The following is an 18,170-nucleotide window of genomic DNA, read 5'->3' on the forward strand; positions in this document are numbered from 1 at the left end:
GAGATATACTTTAAATTAAAAAACACAACAATATGGATAAGTTAAAGAAGTTTGGACTGATGGAGAAAATTGTCCATGAATTGGAAGATCTGAGAAACAGTCAGCAGGCTATTATTACCAAACTGGCTAAAATTGAAGTAGACAATATAGAACTGGGCGATAAGAGACTGGAAAGGGACCTCCCCGACATGCACCAGCGCGTATCTGACAATTTAGACAACATTACCAGCATCCTTGAAGATTTTGCTAAACAAACCGATAGCTTTAGCGACAACAACAACATTCAGGCACTGAAAGAGCAGGAAGCATTGAAAGGCTAAATTACAATGCTCCCTATAAAAAAAGCTCCCCGGAATTCGGGGAGCTTTTTTTTGTTGAATACAGTAATATCATTCTCAATATGATCAGGAAAGATATAATTTGTCATTGCGAGGAGGAACGACGAAGCAATCGCGAGCTATTTATGATTACCATTCATAGTTTGCGATTGCCACGCTACGCACGCAATGACAATATAGTTCAAATTTTCAATCTCCGCTACCGCAAGCGTGCCGCTTGTGGCATTTTAAAAAGCACTTGTTAACCATGGGATACACACAAGCGGAACGCTTGCGGAGCGCAGTCTTCGACAAGCTCAGGCCGACAGATCATGGCTTCCCTTTAAAATTTACTGATACTGAATATAAATCGGGCTTGGCTTCAAATTCAAGACCTCCTTAGGGGTAAGCATTCGGTGAGGCACGTTCTTGATATCATTTTTATAAAACAGTTTAAACCCGGTGAATTGCACAGGCTCCTGTGATATAAAATATTGATAGGTGCCTTTTTTCAGGTCGGGGCCACCCCATCCATCCATGTCCATCACAACCTGCACTTCATTGCGCAGTTTAATATCCCTATAGTTGGTTACCATGCGCTTGGTAAAGCGGTGGATAACAAAAACTTTTGGGGGCAGATTATATTTTTTAACCAGGTTGCTTAAATAACCCGTTACATAATTAATATCCTCAGCATCAAAAGTGCCTATGCGTTTGCCGGGTACACTCCCCTCTTTCATCGAAAACTCCGGGTCGATACCAAAATGTACATTAGGCATGCGCAGATATTTTTCCAACAACGGCAGTTCGGTTTGTACCGTGCTGAAACCAACCTGTATATCTAAAAAAACGAGGGCGTTGATTTGCTTGGCCATATCAAGCACCTTATCTATCTGGCTAAAGGGCATCCGCAGGTTATGCAAACCATTACGGCCGGCATCAGCTTGCGCGGTTACACAAATGTAATGCAAAGCTGGAATCACCGGTGTAAGCGTATCTGCAGCTTCCCAAACTTTAACCTCTCCATTCAGCTTAGCCAGCATTTCTTTGGGTTCATATTGGCCCAATACACCCATGTTTTTGGAATACATATTACCATAATAGGCAACAATACGGTTAAATGGCAAAATAGCACCTGGCAGCGGATAAGCCTGAGTTTTAACCGGCCACCGGCCAGTTTTATCGCCATTGGCAAGCCGTTTCATCAGCGAATCGTACTGTAGGGTATCTAATGTAGAAGCTGCCGTGCCTTTAGCTGTAGTATCCCTACCTCCAAAAAACGGACGGGCATTAACCCTGTTAAAACTACCGGTTAAACAAACAGTCGCGACTGTTAACAAGGCTAATACTGCTGAAATTCTCTTCAAGTTATAAAGTTTAGTTATTGGTGTATATTATTCAATGCTTTTACCACGCATTGCAGTAGCAATAGCCTCATCCATCAGGCGTTCGGCAAACGGGCGGGTAAACTCATTTATTTCGTCAATACGTTTCAGTATCTGGTCTTTGTCGCCCGAGGCTATAGCCTCTTTTAAAACAACCAGATGTTCATTGGTTTTCTCAGTTTCTTCGGCTGTAATATGGCTGCCGTGCTTGCGCAAAAAGTTTTCTACCGTATATATAGTTTGTTCACCTTCGGTACGTGCCTCAATGATCATACGTTGGCTTATATCGTCTTTAGCGTGAGTAATGCTATCCATCAGCATTTGCTCAACCTGCTCGTCGGTAATACCGTAGGTTGGTTTTACCTCAACCTCCTGCTTAACACCCGAGCGCAGCTCAATAGCTTGTATAGTTAATATACCATCAGCATTCAGCAAAAAGTTAATATCAACCTTAGGGAAACCCGCCGGCATAGATGGTATGCCTTTCAAGTTAAACTCTGCCAGCTTACGGTTTTCTTTAATGAGATCGCGTTCGCCCTGGTAAACGGCAATTTTCATATTCACCTGTCCGTCAATGGAGGTAGTGTATTGCCTGCCGCCTTTGGTTGGCACTTTGGAGTTACGGGGGATAATTACATCCATTAAGCCGCCCATGGTTTCAATACCTAATGAAAGCGGGGTAACATCCAGCAGTAAAATATCCTTACGGTTACCGGCTAAAATATCGGCCTGTATAGCAGCACCTAAAGCCACTACTTCATCTGGGTTAACATCGTCATGAACAGGGCGTGCAAAAAATTCGGATACCATTTTTTTAACCAGCGCCGTACGGGTAGAACCACCCACCATGATCACCTCATCAATATCGGCAGTGGTTAGCTTAGCATCCTTCAACGCGTTTTGGCAGCAAGTAATGGTTTGCTGTACTTTTGGCAATATCAGTTGTTCAAAATCGGCACGATCAAGCGTACACCATATATCACCTATTTTTTCATTGAACAAGCTTTGGTGGCTGAATGATTTTTTGGCCTCTTCGGCTTTCAAACGCAGCTGCTGTGCCAGCTCATTATTAGCAATAACATCAGCTTTGTTTAGTTGATTTTTCTCTATCCAGTAATCAACAATAATGCGGTCAAAATCATCACCGCCTAAAAAAGTATCGCCGTTAGTGGCCAGCACCTCAAAAATACCGTTCTGAATTTGCAGTATAGATACATCAAAGGTACCTCCGCCCAAATCATATACGGCGATGGTTTTAGTTTCGTCGGGATTTAAGCCAATGCCATAAGCCAAACTGGCGGCCGTTGGTTCGTTCACAATGCGTAAAACATCTAAACCGGCCAATTTACCGGCATCGCGTGTAGCCTGGCGCTGCGAATCATTAAAATAAGCAGGCACAGTGATCACGGCACGGTTTACCGGGGTTTTAAGCGCATGTTCGGCACGGGCCTTCAGCTCTTTTAGTATCAGGGCCGATAGTTCTATTGGTGTATAAAACTTATCGCCTACCTTGATCTTTACCAAACTTTCGGTGTCATCATCAATAACCTTATAGGAGAAAAAATCCTTATAGTTTTCAATATCATGATAACTGCGGCCAAGCAAACGCTTTACCGAGAAAACGGTATTCTGCGGGTCGGTTATTAAAAATTCTTTGGCTTCATTGCCTACCAAAACCTCACCTGTGGGGCCGAAATGCACTACAGAGGGCACCAAAACACCTTTACCGGCATCATTAATTACCAGCGGATCTTTATCAGGATTGATGAAAGCCACCAGCGAATTGGTAGTACCCAGATCGATGCCTACAATTATATCTTCCTTTTGTATAGAACCCGTTGCCAGGTTAATAGAAACTTTAGCCATTATTTTAACTTAACAAGCCGCAAAGGTACTTAGTTTTGGTTGATGGTGTGTCTTTTGAATGTGTAAATTTATCTGAACTACGATTAAACGGATTCAGGGATTAACAGATAAATTTTGTCATTGCGAGCGCAACGTGGCAATCGCGAACTTTACAGCGAAAACATGCACAGTTAGCGATTGCTTCGTCGTTCCTCCTCGCAATGACAAATAATTCAAAATCTTCAATATTCAAGCAAACTCGACATCCTATACCGCCACAGCGTCTTCAGCCGTGATCTTCTTTTGAAAAAACAGCAATGAAAGCAGCAGCAGAAAACCGATCACGAAAAAGGCATCCAGCACCAGGGCCGAATCGCGCATTTCGCCGGTGGTTGACTCTACAAAGCCAAAAGTGAACAGACCTACTACTATTGATAATTTTTCGGTAACATCATAAAAACTGAAATATGATGCGGTATCGGGAATATTTGGTGGAATAAATTTTGAAAAAGTTGAACGCGATAACGACTGAACGCCGCCCATCACCAGGCCAACAAAAACCGCGGCTACATAAAACTGGTGTGCATTGGCTATAAAATACACCCCGGCACATATCAGGCACCAAATAGCTACTATGGTAGAAAGCGTCTTTACATTACCAAATTTTTCGGAAGCCTTTGCCGTAATAGCTGCACCTACAATGGCTACTACCTGTATGATCAGTATAATGGTGATCAGATCATCGTCGGGCATTTTTAGTTCTTTGGCGGCAAAATTGGCTGCTACCAGCATAATGGTTTGCACCCCTACCGAGTAGAAGAAGAACGCAGGTAAAAAGCGTTTTAACAATGGCAGCTGACCAACCTTTTTCCAAACCTTAGCCAGTTCCTTAAACCCGCCGGTAAGCACATTGTATTGGTGCGAGCCCGCGTTGGGTACACCTTTTGGCAGCAGATAAAATGGAATGAGCGAAAAGCCTATCCACCATAACGCAACGATAAGAAATGATAACTGTGCCGAAAAATCTTCGGTAATACCCAACCATTTATGACCGAGTACAAATACAAAGCAAAGCACCTGTACTACGATACTGCCTGCAAAACCGTAAATGAACCCTTTCGCGCTTACGGCATCCTGCTGATCAACAGTGGCTATCTGGGGTAGATAAGAATTATAAAATACAAACCCGCCGCAATATCCTACAGAGGCCAGCCCAAAACAGATCATCCCAAACTCAAAGGTTTTCATCTGAAAAAAGAACAACCCGAAACAAGCTAAACTCCCCAGCCAGGTAAACATTTGCAGGTAAAGTTTTTTTTGTCCTTTATAATCGGCAATGGAGGTAAGTATAGGCAGTAGCAAAACAATAAGCAGGTATGACGCGCCCAGCACATAGTTTGACAATACCGTATTTACATACTTATGCCCGAAAAATGTAACCAGCCCACCCGGGTTCTTATCCTGCGTAATACCTACATAATACGCCGGAAATATGGTAGAAGTGATCACCATATTGTATGATTGGTTGGCCCAATCAAACATCGCCCAGGCCCATATGGTTTTCTTGTTATTTTTAGTTGCTTCCATTAATGATGTATCAGCAATCAAGCCTTATTTTATACCGTAGTGATCATTCATCAATTTAACAAAGATAGATCCTGGCAATATGGCTTTCAGCGTAGGTACAATGGTTTGGCCAAACGCGCCCACCAGGTAATTATGTGCAGGCTTTGATTTTGCAACTATTTTACAAACCTGATTGGCCACTTTGCTGGCATCGCCACCAATGCTTTCATCTTTTTCCATGCTGGCTACGGCGGCTTCAAATTCTTTTTTCAACTGCTCGTTTGCAATGGTGAATGGTAATTTTTCGCGGCTGCCGGTAAAGTCGGTTTTAAAATCACCAGGGTTAATTACAGAAACTTTTACACCAGTATTTTGCAATTCCATACGCAAGCTTTGTGAGTAGCCCTCAATAGCAAATTTTGAAGCACTGTATAAACCTTGGTATGGCAAACCAAATAAGCCAGCCAATGAACCAATATTAATAACCAAACCTTGTTTTCTTTCAATCATGCCTGGCAAAACGGCGCTGCTTACACGTACAACACCAAAAAAGTTTACCTCAAATTGTTTCTTTGCCGAATCTACTGGCATGGCATACAATGGGCCGGTAATACCGTTACCTGCATTGTTTACCAGTACATCTATATGGCCTTTGGCTTTAATGATCTTTGCAACAGCTGCGTTCACCGATGCATCGTCAGTTACATCCATTTCAAGCGGAGTGAACGACACATTTTTGATGCGCTTTAAATCGCGGCTGGTGCCATAAACTGTATGTCCCTGAGCAGAAAGTGCATTGGCTGTAGCTAAACCCAAACCAGATGATGCTCCGGTTACCAGAATTACTTTTTTCATTTTTTGTTTAAATTATTTAAGGTATGTAGGAAACTAAATTGTACGTGGCTGCAAAAATGCCGGACGCAAAGTTAGTATAATGCCGCACAAACCTAAAGGCAAAACTATCACCAAATTCGGTTAAGGAAATGCAATTTTTTTGGCCATTTTAAATAAAAATTTGGCTTTAATGGATAAATCTCTACCTTTAATCATCAGATGATATGATGATGTCGCTAATAAATAAAAGATCCCTTGCCGAAGAAGTTGCCGACCAGTTGCGAACTGCCATAACCAAAGGCACTTACAAAGCAGATGAACAATTACCCACCGAACCCGAACTCATGAAGCAGTTTGGCGTGGGCCGCTCATCCGTGCGCGAAGCCATCCGTATTTTGGCCAACTCGGGCTTGCTCAGAGTACAACAGGGTGTTGGTACTTTTATTGAAGCTCCTGCAGGCATTACCGAGCCATTTCATCAGCGTTTAAAACGCGCCGAAGCACCCGATCTTGACGAGGTACGCCGGTTGCTTGAAATGAAGATAGCCGAAAAAGCAGCAGCCAACCGCACAAACGAGGATCTGAAAAAGATAAAAGCAGCACTTGATAAACGTACCGCTATGGCTCATGGCGCCGGATCATTGGAAGATTGTGTGCAGGCAGATATTGATTTTCACATGAGCATTGCCGAAGCTGCCGGTAACCCAATACTTACCGATCTGTACCAATCGTTTTGTATACAGTTAAAAAGCTGGTTTATGAGTGCATACCCTGATGTGAGCATATTTCAGGATACGCTTCATGAAGAACTTTACGAAAGCATAAAAGACCGTGACGAGAAAAAAGCATGGGACTGTATAGCCCAAATTATAATACGATAATTTTTTACCTTAATTCATCAGATGATATGACGAATAATTCACTATCCGAACCTTTAGAACAAACCAAAACCGTAGCCGAAAAAACGGTTTATTCCATATTGTTTACTATCAGCCTGTCGCACCTGCTCAATGATATGCTGCAATCGGTAATCCCTTCTATTTATCCGCTTATTAAAACCAACTATCATTTGAGTTTCAGCGATATTGGCCTGGTAACGTTAACCTATCAGCTTTCGGCCTCGCTGCTGCAACCTTTTGTGGGTATGTATACCGATAAAAAACCTAAGCCCTACTCGCTATCGGTAGGCATGGGCTTTACCTTAATGGGATTGGTTTGCCTGGCCCTGGCATCGGGTTTTTACTGGATATTGTTATCGGTAATGCTCATCGGCATCGGGTCGTCAATTTTTCATCCCGAATCTTCAAGGGTGGCACACATGGCATCGGGTGGTAAGCGCGGGCTGGCACAATCTATTTTCCAGCTGGGCGGTAACGCGGGCAGTGCCTTAGGTCCGTTATTGGCGGCGCTTATCGTGGTTCCGTTTGGCCAGGGCAGCGTAATGTGGTTTTCATTGGTAGCCCTGCTTGCCATTGTTATACTTTTTTACATTGGCCACTGGTACAAAGGTGTTTCTGTAACCAAAACCAAGGCAGTTAAATTGCCTACCGAAAAACACCACAGCCTGTCGCCAACACGGGTATCGGTTTCATTGGGTATTCTTATCGTACTTATTTTTTCCAAATATTTTTACCTGGCCAGCATTACCAGCTACTATACTTTTTTCCTGATAGATAAATTTCATTTGAGTGTTCAGGCTTCGCAGATACAGCTATTCATTTTCCTGGGTGCAGTTGCTGCGGGAACTATGGCTGGAGGGCCGCTGGGCGATAGGTTTGGCCGTAAATACATCATTTGGATATCTATACTTGGCGTAGCTCCCTTTACCATGCTACTGCCTTATGCCAACCTGTTCTGGACAACTATTCTTTCCGTATTTATCGGACTTATTATATCCTCAGCATTTTCGGCCATACTGGTTTATGCACAAGAGCTGATGCCAGGGAAAGTGGGTACAATAGCCGGTTTGTTTTTCGGATTCGCCTTTGGCATGGGTGGCTTAGGCTCGGCCATATTGGGTAAACTGGCCGATAGCACCAGCATAAACTATGTTTTCCATGTATGCGCGTTTTTACCGCTTATCGGGATATTAACAGCATTTTTACCCAACATAGAAGTAAAAAAGAAGAAAGCGGCAGGTGCATAACCAAAACTTGTTAACACCAGGCGGTGTCATGGGTAGTTTGTCGAAACATGGTGGGCGGGCCTCTGCGCCTACCCTTCAACAAGCTCAGGATGACAGGCCATCGCTACTGCAAGCATAAGCATTACCTATCAGGTTTCTTGGCTGCTGCAATTAGGTCAACATCAACCAGCTCCAGTGATTTAACCATATTTTGAACAGTTTCCTTGTACTTTTTAAAATGAGGTGTTGTTATATGTAATTTGTACGCGGCAGTATCGGCATATATTTCAAGTATGGTGATATGCGATGGTGCGTTTTTATCGGCAACAGCATAATAGGTTAACACTCCCGGTTCAACGTTAATGGCGGCGCTCATTTGCTCTTTTAAAGCAGTATTGTATTTTTCCAGCTGGGCGGGATCAACCTCAATTTTTGCCAGCCTCACCATTTGTTTTTTCTGCTGTGCCATTGCTTTGTTATTAAATGAAAGCGAAAGTATTCCCAGGGCAACAAGTAACATTCGCCAGCCAGCGTTTGGTTGCCTTTTTATAACGGTTTTAAAAGTATTCATGCTACAGGTGTTTTATCAAATATAAACATCCACACTTGCTACGGCAAGCATGTGAAATGGTAACAACTTTTTCTTTTCTAAATACATCAGCCGTACTTAAATAAGAAATCCCCGGACAGCAGTACCCGGGGATTTTCTTAGCAGAATTCTATAGTGATTAGGTATAGGCTTAGGTTAAATTATTTTCTGAGCGTTAATATGATCAGGGCAGTGTTCAGCAACAGCAACGCGGGCTGTGCAATGGTTGTCAGGGTTTGCCATTTTTCATTACGTATTGTACGCTTGTTTTGTTCTACATAAATAATGTCCTGGTTTTGAATAATTGTTGACGGGTTTGATAAAGTGGCAACATCATCCAAATCAACCTCAATTATCTGTTTGCTTTGCAGCCCCCCTCCCCTTAATATTTTAACTTTTTTCTCATTCCCTTTTTCGGTAAGTCCGCCAGCCTCACCCAATATTTCCATCAAGGTAGTTTCGTCTTTCAGTAAAGGATAATTACCGGGTTTCTTTATCTCGCCCATCAATGTAGCTTTCAGGTTTACCACCTTAACCTCAATAATGGGGTTTTTAAGTACATTTTGACGATAAAGCTCATCTATTTTTTTGGAGGTTTCCAGCCTTGATAAACCCGCAACCGGTACACGGCCAATTACAGGTAAAGCTATGGTACCATCGGTTTCAACCTGGTAACTGAGTGCTTGCGAACCGGTACCAGCCGAAGCCCCAACCTCCGGCATGCTTGTTGAAGTAGCCTCATCTGTAATGAGTTTGATGCTCTGAAGGTTTCTGATCTGCAGTAGATCGCCCGATTTTATCTTATACTCTATCGGCTGATAATCTTCTGTTTTAGCAGGCGTTTGCGGTGCTCCGGAATTTCTTTCAAAATAGGCCTGGTTCTGTTTGGTTGAACATGAGCTTAATAACACAACAAGGGCACTAAGCGTGTAAATTACAGGCAAATAGGTAAGTAGTTTGGTTATACGCATTTGGATATTATAAATTTTTCTAAGAGAATGATACTTCCTGATCAACAACCATTTCGGGTTGATAAACTTCTGGTTGTTTTGCTAAAATTGATTCAAAATGAGCCGCGTGAGCGTTTACACTGGCATCGCACGAGTAAAAGGCTTTTATCTTTTGTTCATTGTTTTTCAGCATATCCCTGCACCGCGTATCTGTTTTATTCACATGAAGCAGGTGGGCGGCTACATCAAGGGCATTTGAAAAATAGAAGGCATCCTTTCCAAGAACAGCGCGGTTAAACTCATTATCGGCCGAGCAAATAACACTGTTTGATGCCATGGCTTCTAACAAAACCGGCTTGTTATAGCCTGCCGTATGTTCATGAAAATAAAGATTTGAATAGTACCGCAAACTATCGAGCTCACCAATGTTATCTACCGCTTCGCAAAACATGATATTTTTATTATGCTGAAACTTAGCCCTCAAATAAATGCCATAATTATTATCGGTATTCCCTACTACTAAAAAGCCGCGCCCGGTGTAGGTCTTAACTACGCCATCTAAAATGGTTTCAATATTGTTTTTAACTTGTATCGGAGCTACCAACAGATCATACTGGTGCATCTTAACTTTAAATTTATCAAGTATCGATAAATCGGGCCGGTCAAATATTTTTACACCATAGTTTATAAAACTTACCTTTTTACGATATGTGCTTTCAATATACTTTTGTGTTTCTGCTGAGTTGGCTATTAAAAAATCGCTGTACTTTACAGCCATCTTTTCGGCAAGCTTTAATAATGGCCAAACGGCTTTGGCATGTTTAAACCTTGCTCCTGCAACTTCACTGATATTTGTTGTAACAATCGTATTTTTTGGCAAAAACCATCCCAACAATGAATTGGTGGTATATCCAAGGTGCAAAACAATATCAAATTTCTTTTTTCTTAATTCTTTAATGCAATTAAATTGATATATGAACCTACCGGCTATCCCGAGCTTACCTCCCGCATTATGTTGATGGTTTACAAATACCGATCTCCGGCTTTTTGCCTGATAAGGACGATCATGCGCGCTGTAAACAACTACTTCATAACCTTTTTTTACCAAACCAGCCGCTAAATGCGCGGCACATTGTTCAGAGGCTCCGTAATAATTCGGAATTCCCCTGGTTCCAATGATTGCTACACGCATAATTTCATATATTTAGTATTTGATTAATTGTTTATCAATTTTTAAAAAAACCGGGGTTATAATTAACATCTGTGAATTATACCATGCATAATTATACGTACAAGCAGGTTTAAAAGCTTCATTTTAGGCCTATGTGAACAAAGTGAACAAAAATTTTAAGCGTGAATAAAACAAACCGATAAGTAGAGGAATTAACCCCGGGCATTGTATATTTTGAGGAAAAATTTGGCATACCTATATGTTTTAAAACCCCCAAAAATTAACTGCAATGACTAAAGCATTAAAATTCCTCAAGCGAATTAATATAAAGTCTGTTATTTTCAATTTCAGGTATTTCCCTTTTAAAACCGCTATTAAATTCCCGGTTTTAATTTCAAACAATGTTTTTTTACATAAAACCAAAGGCAGGGTGATCATTAACGCCCCCATTAAAACCGCGTTGATACAAATTGGCTACGGTGCTATCGGTATTACCGATTTTAAAAGATCAAGGGCAGTGTGGGAGGTTCATGGTGATATTATTTTTAATGGCCGGGCCTTTATCGCGCATGGGTGTAAAATAAGTGTGGCCCAAAACGCTGAACTCATTTTTGGTGATGATTTTTACATGAGCACTGAATGCGCCATTGTTGCTGCTAAAAAAATTGAGATAGGCAACCACAGCATCATTTCATGGGAATCATTAATAATGGATACCGATTTTCATCATATTGCAGATGAAACCGGTCAGGTATTCAATCATCCTAAGGAAATTATTATTGGCGATAGTGTTTGGGTAGGTTGCAAATGCACAATTTTAAAGGGATCGGTAATACCTCAAGGCAGCGTGGTAGCCGCAAACTCAATGGTTACCAAAAAATTAACAGGCGAAAATTCCATATTTGGCGGAAGCCCGATGCGGGTATTAAAATCAAACATCAAATGGTGGAATTAAATAACAGGCAAAACCGCGTCGCTTAAATCATAGGTCAGGTTTTCGTTCCTAAAGGCTATTAATTTGGCAGGCACCCCACCTACTACAGTATACGGCTGCACATCACGAGTAACAACCGCACCAGCCGCAACCACGGCACCCTTACCTATGGTAACTCCCGGCAAGATCACCGAGCGTGAGCATAACCAGGCATAATCTTCAATAACTACGGGCTGCCCTATTTGAGCAAATTCGGCACTGTTATAATCGTGGTGCAGTGTCCAGATCATTACCTCATTGCTGATGTTCACGTTACGGCCTATGGTGAGGCCCATGCGCGCATCAAGCAGGGCATTATGCCCAACTATGGCACCCTTGTCTATTTTCAGTTTCCAGGGGCTCCGTACCTCAAAACCACGGTACAGGCCAACCTTCCAACTTATTTTTGCCTTTAAGGCACGCAGTAACAAGATCCTCAGCGTATGAAAAGGCAACCAGCCAATAACACCGCAAACTAAATAAATAATTGAGCCCCTGAGTTTCATGATGCTATTTCTGATCATTATAATAGTTTATAAAGTGTTTTATTGTCATAGGCTTATATCGTTACTTCTTCAGCATAAAACTCACCACGTTTTTTTAGCACCCGGCCAGGTACCCCGGCAATTATAGAATGCGGCATTACAGATTTGGTTACAATGCTGCCTGCGGCAATTACACAGCCGCGGCCAATGGTTACCCCTGCCAGTATGGTTACTCCGGCGCCTATCCAGCAGTTATCGTCAATAAAAACGCCGTTACGGGTTACGCCCTGATCTTTAATGTTGAGACTAAAATCAGAGAAATTATGATTTTCAGAAAATATCTTAACACCGGGGCCAATGATCACGTTATCCCCAATTTCAATACCACCCTGGCCGCCCAGATAGGTACCGGCATTAATACCGCTGTTGTTACCAATGATGATCCCTTTACCCTTTTGCGCTATTACCCCGGTACAGATAAGCGTACAGTTGCGGGCTATCGAAACGTTGTTTTTGATGATTATCCCTTCAGATGATAAGGCGTTGATATACACATTATCTTCAATGATGAGGTTTTTGCCTGCCGATATAAGGTATCGGTGATTTATACTCACATGCGAGCCTATAAAAACCAAACCGCTTGATTGTTTAAACCATATCCGTTTAAAGGCACCGCGAGATAATTGAGTGCCCCTCGCCCATAAAATAACCGACAGCTCCCTGAAACTATAATCGTTCTCGAATTTATAATCGGGATTGTTTTTGAGTTTGCGTATTACCTTTTCAATTATTGTATGCATCACCAATTAATTTTAGTATTCCATTTGCTGATATTTGCCATGAGAATTTACCCGCATGGTTAATTCCCTGCTCAACCTTTTCTTTATACAGGTTTTGATCGGTTAACAAAAAGTCTATTTTTTCGGCTATATCCGCCGTATTGTCCGGATCGATGTAGATAGCCGCATCTCCGCAAACCTCGGGCATGGCGGTTCGTTTTGATACAATTACCGGTACACCACATTTCATGGCTTCCAGTGGCGGCAGCCCAAAGCCTTCTGCATACGAAGGGAAACAAAACACTGTGGCATTGGCATATATCAGGTAAAGGTCGTTTTCGGGAACATGCCCTGTAAATATCACCCTGTCTGAAAGTCCTTCGGTAGCTATCTGACTCCTTAGCAATGTGGTATCAGCCCCAAGCCCGCCAACAATCACCAGCTTAATGTTTTTATCCTTAAGTAGATTCATGGCACTCACCAGGCGGGCAATATTTTTACGAATGTTGATGCGGCCCACATAAAGCAAGTATCTTTTAGGTAAATTGTATTTTAATGAAAGAGCGCTTAACATCTCGCCAGGGTAACTGGCCTTTGTTTTAAAATCAGGGTTAATGCCGTGGTAAACCACCGCTATCCGGTTATCGCTAGCTACATTATTTTTTACCAGTCGTTCCTTTTCCGAATTGGATATGGTAATGATCATATCGGCTGCGGCGGCAAGGCGTTTCATTCTTTTGAAATACATTAGTTCCGAATCGGAAAAGTATTCGGGGTAATCCAAAAACAAAACATCATGTATATAAACTATTTTGCGCAGCTTATTGGGCCATAAACTGTTGAAGTTTTGAAACAGCATAGCTTCTAAACCATAAAGGCGGGCAATTAGGGGTAAAAGCACAGTGTTTGAGATCATGTTGGGGATAACCGGCAAAAAAATAAGCTTAACCCACGATGGGAAATGTGCAAGTGCCTCCTTCTTGCAATCGCGGGTGATGAGCAGATAAAGCTCAAACTGTTCATCGTGCTGGCTCACCATTTGATTAACCAGGTTTTTTACTACCATAGTACCGCTTGGAGGCCCCTTGAAGAACCACTTGGCATCAATACCTAACTTTATCTTTTTTTGACTGTTATCGGTAAGCATATCAGGCGGTTATTATAGTTGGTTCAAATGATGAATTATAACGTTTGGTACGCAGCGCTATAGCATGATCATAAATACTGTTGAGCTTCGCAAGGCGTTTGTCCCAGGCATGATCTGCAGCGCATAGCAACGTGGTTTGTGCAAGCTCAACCAGTTTGTACGGATGCTCCAAAATGTCATTAAGGGCCGCGCTCATATTGTTAACCATATTGCTATTGGTATCCAGCTTTATTTTGATGCCGTTTTGGCTGTTAATCACATCTCCCATACCGCAGTGATCAAGTGTTAGGGTGGGTACTCCATAACTCATTGCCTCAAAAACTACAGCAGGATTATCTTCTGCAATACTGGTGATAATATGCAGGTGAGCTGCCGCCATCACCTGTACAGCAATATCTCTTTTTAAATGCCCATGCCATATCACCCGATCGGCTATATTAAGGTCGACAGCCTTTTTTTGCAGAGAAGCTGTAAGAGGTCCGGTACCTAATACATTTAAAACCCAATTATTTTGTTTTGTAGCAGCCAGCGCATCAAGGCACATCTCCAGATTTTTACGGGCGATGTGGCTTCCAGACCATACCAATTGCACGCGCTCATGGATGGTTTTAAATTTTTCCTGATCAAGCGATGGCTCATTTAAAACCGAAGTATCGGGTAAATAATAGCTCTCGCGGCCAAACCTTTGCGCTATGGTACGCTGCCCGTTTTTAGTTGCAGCTATTAAAACTCCAGATTGCCCAAATGCCTTTTTAATTCTTGGAGAGTTAAGCTGAATAATGTTAATAAGGTGTTTAACTGAATACTTAAATCTTGTTGAAAAGGGTTTACTTTCCAATAATTTAGGGTCGATCACATTCATGCCGCCAATAGGTCCCCAAACCATCGGTTTATCAATGCGCCACAAAAAACCAGGTTCTCTGAAGCCAATAGGACCTAATTGGTGCAATACATTAATATCAACGGTTTCTAAAACCTTAAGTGCTGTTTGGTACACTTGTTTTTGCCACAGATAGTAAGCAAAGTAAAAGAACCAGCCAAAACCAGCTTTATCCAATAAGGTTATTGTCCTGGCAATTGCTCCCGGCTGCACTTCTATAAACTGCACATTGGGCATTGGGTTATCCTTGATATATTGACGCAAGGTTTGGGTATCACCCATGAAATCATCAGACATACCGTAGATCACCCAAAGCTCGTGTTCCTGAGCTAAACGAACTACCGTATTCCACGCCGAGGCATACTCTGATCCGCGGAAAGGAGATATAGCATAAGCCGATATGAGTAACTTTTTTTTCAAAGCTCAATATTTAATTATACCTGTGTTCTGAACGGATCTTTATAAAAAAAACGCCAGCGCAGCCTGTTCATGTAATTAAAAGCCCATGATGCCAGGTATGCCGGTCCGGCTAAATTGCGGTGCATCACTGCTAACTCTTCTTTATGCATTTTTACCACATCGCTGCTTACACCCGCTGTACGCATATGGGCTATTAATTCATCTATATAGCTGATTTTAAACCCATTCCTTTTTATCCTCAAAAACATATCAAAATCCATAGCTATCTTTAAGCGGATATCATATTTACCTACCTGCTGATAAACCTCCCTTTTTATAAAACACGTTGGGTGCATAATGTACATGCCGAAATTGAGCCAGCTTACTTTACTTTTTTTGATGCGTTCAAAGCCGTTATCGCCAATAAGCATAATGTTACCGCAGCGCACGTCATCATCAGCCGTGCCATTGTTCATCATCAGTTCAACAGCATTTTGGGCATACCAGTCGTCGGCGTTGATCATGCCTATCCAGGTACCGGTGGCCATAGCTATGCCTTTGTTAAATCCATCTGCTATTCCTTTGTCTGGTTCGCTTATAAAACGTGCTATTTTGGTTTGGTACTTTTCAATAATTTTTAAAGTACCATCAGTTGATCCTCCATCTACAATAATGTACTCGAGGTTAGCATAAGTTTGGTTGATGACACTTAATATGGTATCTTCAATAGTAGCCTGTGCATTATAAACAACCGTAATTATGGTTACTTTAGGGATATCAGTAAAATTCTCCATAGTATAGTATCAATAAGCTTGTTCAAATTTTAAGGCTGTTGCCTGTTTGTATTTCTGAATTGCGGCCTGTTCACGTTGTTGCAGCCTGTTTACCAATGATTTGAAATTAACATAGCTATACCCCAGCGTTATCATTATTATGCTCATTTCTGTATTGAAAAAAGAGGTAACTATATAATTAGTGAACATGAGGCTCATTACACAGCCAATTATCAAAGCGCCAAACAACCTGATCGCCGGTCTTTCGCGGGCGTCGGCATATCGTTTCCAGGTAGATGTTATGAGGCCAAAAAATGTAAGAATATAGGTTAGTACGCCCATAATCCCTGTTTTGACCAGGATATAAAGCCAGCCGTTATGCAAAACAGGTATAAATTGAAAATCTGTATCCTCTCCCAGCCTCACAAAAGTTTTAAGATCAATCAGTTTCCCCAGGCCGCCAAATATCCAATTGGCGGCACCACCTTCGGCGTAACTTTTAACGGCCATAAATGATTCGTAACCCCGGTATTTGATGTTGATATCCTGCTCGGTATTGTAATCGCCCATTTTAAGTTCATTGAATGAGCCCAGCATCTTCCCCATAAAGGTTTCCGATGTTTTTGTTTTAAACAGATCTGTTGGCAAAAGTGTAAATAACATTACCAACATAAATATTGTAGGCATGATCCAAATCCGTTTAATCTTATCAACCACCAGCAGCAACACAAAAAATGCCATCATTACCGTGTAGGTGCGGGAAGCAAACATGTATACCCCAAATGCATTGGCTGCCACAAAAACAGTAAACCTAAACCTGCTGAATAACTTTACATTAAATTTTTTACTGAATAATAAACAGGCTAATGCTATCGGGGGCACAGGTGTACCTACAATTCCAATTGCATAATGTGCAGAATACGGGTCAAATAAGGCACTGAAGCCCATGTATGATACCGATACAGCCGTTACCAGTATAGATGTTAATACGCCTGCATAAACAAGTGTTTTAAGAAAACTTTCGATACTTAGCCTATAAGCCAATACAACACCTGTGGTAATAAATAATATAGGTATAGAAAAGTAATAGAGATCCTTCAAGATAAGGTATGTGTTATTTTTATATCCTACTATCAGTCCTAACATAGCGGGTACCCATAAAATAGCGAACCGACCAGCTGTTTTTAGCACCATTAACTTATGCTCCATTGGCATTGCTATAATGAGTAGTGGTATAGCAAATATGGCAGCCTGCACGTGGAAGAAAGATGCCAGTATAAGCATTAGCAATAAAAACGGATATAATTTATTTTTTAAATTCATGTTTTCAAGCCGTTACATGGTTATAACTATAGGTATCCCGTACATACTGTGCAGGGTTACCGGCCCATACCTGTTCGGCCGGGATATCATGAAACACTACCGATCCGGCTCCAACAATTGAGTTTTTGCCAATCGTGACCCCTTTTAAAATAGTGGTATGACCGCCTATAAATGCGCCGTCATGAATAATTACCGGTTTTGATTTTACGCCTACTACCCTCTCCGGAATACTGTTGCGCATTTGTGGATTTAAGGAATGAAAATCAGTATCATAAATAACCGTGTTGATACCGATCATCACATTATTGCCTACACTTATTTTATTGTGGCATATAAGGGCTACCGATGTAACTCTCACATTGTTACCAATAATTAACTGCCCGCCTTTGGCCACCACAAAATAGCATTGTTGCTGACGCCCGCCCATGGCATGATATTTACCGCTGTTGAACAGGAATTTTTTACCAATAGTAAAACTTCCTTTCAAGTTTACATCCAATATTGGAATACCAAAACCGATGAAATCTGAATGGAACTTCACGCCGTTTAAATGAAATTTAAACCAGGTTACAGGCCATGAATAAAGGCGTGCCATTTTGTAATAAATAACACGTAACAACCTATAAAAC

At 41.6% G+C, this 18,170-nt stretch carries 17 protein-coding genes and 1 pseudogene; 4 read left to right on the plus strand and 14 right to left on the minus strand.

Annotation, left to right across the window (positions count from 1 at the left end; all coding sequences use genetic code 11):
- The first annotated feature begins 32 nt into the window (after positions 1 to 32).
- Positions 33 to 320 carry a hypothetical protein gene (locus tag QWZ01_RS09160; RefSeq protein ID WP_290323005.1) on the plus strand — a complete coding sequence of 96 codons (288 nt, stop codon included), beginning with the start codon at positions 33 to 35 and terminating at the stop codon, positions 318 to 320.
- Positions 321 to 667: 347 nt separating this feature from the next.
- Here QWZ01_RS09160 and QWZ01_RS09165 read toward each other — a convergent pair whose 3' ends face one another.
- From QWZ01_RS09165 to QWZ01_RS09180, 4 genes are all read right to left on the minus strand, one after another.
- Entirely contained in the window at positions 668 to 1,684 is a 1,017-nt protein-coding gene (locus tag QWZ01_RS09165; protein ID WP_290323006.1) for a hypothetical protein, read from the minus strand.
- Between the two features lie 27 nt (positions 1,685 to 1,711).
- The gene (hscA, locus tag QWZ01_RS09170) at positions 1,712 to 3,568 is read right to left on the minus strand and encodes a Fe-S protein assembly chaperone HscA (protein ID WP_290323007.1); all 1,857 of its coding nucleotides are present in this window, start codon (positions 3,566 to 3,568) and stop codon (positions 1,712 to 1,714) included.
- Between the two features lie 246 nt (positions 3,569 to 3,814).
- A complete protein-coding gene (locus QWZ01_RS09175) occupies positions 3,815 to 5,134 on the minus strand; it encodes an MFS transporter (RefSeq protein ID WP_290323008.1) in 1,320 nt (439 codons plus the stop codon).
- 24 nt (positions 5,135 to 5,158) lie between these two features.
- Positions 5,159 to 5,968 (minus strand): SDR family oxidoreductase, encoded by an 810-nt coding sequence (locus QWZ01_RS09180; protein ID WP_290323009.1) that lies wholly within the window; start codon positions 5,966 to 5,968, stop codon positions 5,159 to 5,161.
- A 203-nt stretch (positions 5,969 to 6,171) separates the two neighbouring features.
- Here QWZ01_RS09180 and QWZ01_RS09185 point away from each other — a divergent pair, with 203 nt between their 5' ends.
- Together QWZ01_RS09185 and QWZ01_RS09190 are read left to right on the plus strand one after the other, a co-directional pair.
- Complete coding sequence (locus tag QWZ01_RS09185; RefSeq protein WP_290323010.1) at positions 6,172 to 6,828, plus strand: FadR/GntR family transcriptional regulator; 657 nt, start codon at positions 6,172 to 6,174, stop codon at positions 6,826 to 6,828.
- A gap of 26 nt (positions 6,829 to 6,854) precedes the next feature.
- Positions 6,855 to 8,093: an MFS transporter gene (locus QWZ01_RS09190; protein ID WP_290323011.1), complete on the plus strand. Its 1,239-nt coding sequence runs from the start codon at positions 6,855 to 6,857 to the stop codon at positions 8,091 to 8,093.
- 121 nt (positions 8,094 to 8,214) lie between these two features.
- Here the strand turns inward: QWZ01_RS09190 and QWZ01_RS09195 are convergent, their stop codons facing one another.
- The 3 genes from QWZ01_RS09195 to QWZ01_RS09205 form a co-directional block, all read right to left on the minus strand.
- Positions 8,215 to 8,643: a putative quinol monooxygenase gene (locus QWZ01_RS09195; RefSeq protein ID WP_290323012.1), complete on the minus strand. Its 429-nt coding sequence runs from the start codon at positions 8,641 to 8,643 to the stop codon at positions 8,215 to 8,217.
- Between the two features lie 179 nt (positions 8,644 to 8,822).
- Positions 8,823 to 9,632, minus strand: a complete 810-nt coding sequence (locus QWZ01_RS09200) for a polysaccharide biosynthesis/export family protein (protein ID WP_290323013.1) — start codon at positions 9,630 to 9,632, stop codon at positions 8,823 to 8,825.
- 19 nt (positions 9,633 to 9,651) lie between these two features.
- A complete protein-coding gene (locus QWZ01_RS09205) occupies positions 9,652 to 10,803 on the minus strand; it encodes a glycosyltransferase (RefSeq protein WP_290323014.1) in 1,152 nt (383 codons plus the stop codon).
- A gap of 268 nt (positions 10,804 to 11,071) precedes the next feature.
- On the opposite strand from QWZ01_RS09205, the gene QWZ01_RS09210 reads away from it, so the two are divergent.
- The gene (locus QWZ01_RS09210) at positions 11,072 to 11,737 is read left to right on the plus strand and encodes an acyltransferase (protein ID WP_290323015.1); all 666 of its coding nucleotides are present in this window, start codon (positions 11,072 to 11,074) and stop codon (positions 11,735 to 11,737) included.
- On the opposite strand, the pseudogene QWZ01_RS26000 reads toward QWZ01_RS09210, so the two are convergent.
- The 7 genes and pseudogenes from QWZ01_RS26000 to QWZ01_RS09245 all read right to left on the minus strand — a co-directional run.
- Positions 11,734 to 11,940: pseudogene (locus tag QWZ01_RS26000) on the minus strand (acyltransferase); the annotation flags it as partial. The gene QWZ01_RS09210 and the pseudogene QWZ01_RS26000 sit on opposite strands and share 4 nt — an antisense overlap.
- Positions 11,941 to 12,314: 374 nt before the next feature.
- The gene (locus tag QWZ01_RS09220) at positions 12,315 to 13,040 is read right to left on the minus strand and encodes an acyltransferase (RefSeq protein WP_290323017.1); all 726 of its coding nucleotides are present in this window, start codon (positions 13,038 to 13,040) and stop codon (positions 12,315 to 12,317) included.
- Positions 13,024 to 14,166, minus strand: coding sequence for a glycosyltransferase family 4 protein (locus QWZ01_RS09225; protein ID WP_290323018.1), 1,143 nt, complete (start codon positions 14,164 to 14,166; stop codon positions 13,024 to 13,026). Before QWZ01_RS09225 ends, QWZ01_RS09220 begins: the two co-directional genes overlap by 17 nt.
- 1 nt (position 14,167) lies before the next feature.
- On the minus strand, positions 14,168 to 15,466 hold the full coding sequence (locus tag QWZ01_RS09230) for a glycosyltransferase family 4 protein (RefSeq protein ID WP_290323019.1): 1,299 nt from the start codon (positions 15,464 to 15,466) through the stop codon (positions 14,168 to 14,170).
- A 14-nt stretch (positions 15,467 to 15,480) separates the two neighbouring features.
- Complete coding sequence (locus tag QWZ01_RS09235) at positions 15,481 to 16,239, minus strand: glycosyltransferase family 2 protein (RefSeq protein ID WP_290323020.1); 759 nt, start codon at positions 16,237 to 16,239, stop codon at positions 15,481 to 15,483.
- Between the two features lie 9 nt (positions 16,240 to 16,248).
- A complete protein-coding gene (locus QWZ01_RS09240; RefSeq protein WP_290323021.1) occupies positions 16,249 to 17,541 on the minus strand; it encodes a hypothetical protein in 1,293 nt (430 codons plus the stop codon).
- Between the two features lie 4 nt (positions 17,542 to 17,545).
- Positions 17,546 to 18,136, minus strand: a complete 591-nt coding sequence (locus QWZ01_RS09245) for an acyltransferase (protein WP_290323022.1) — start codon at positions 18,134 to 18,136, stop codon at positions 17,546 to 17,548.
- Between the last annotated feature and the right edge of the window lie 34 nt (positions 18,137 to 18,170).

Source organism: Mucilaginibacter aquaedulcis (assembly GCF_030409325.1).
GTDB lineage: Bacteria > Bacteroidota > Bacteroidia > Sphingobacteriales > Sphingobacteriaceae > Mucilaginibacter > Mucilaginibacter aquaedulcis.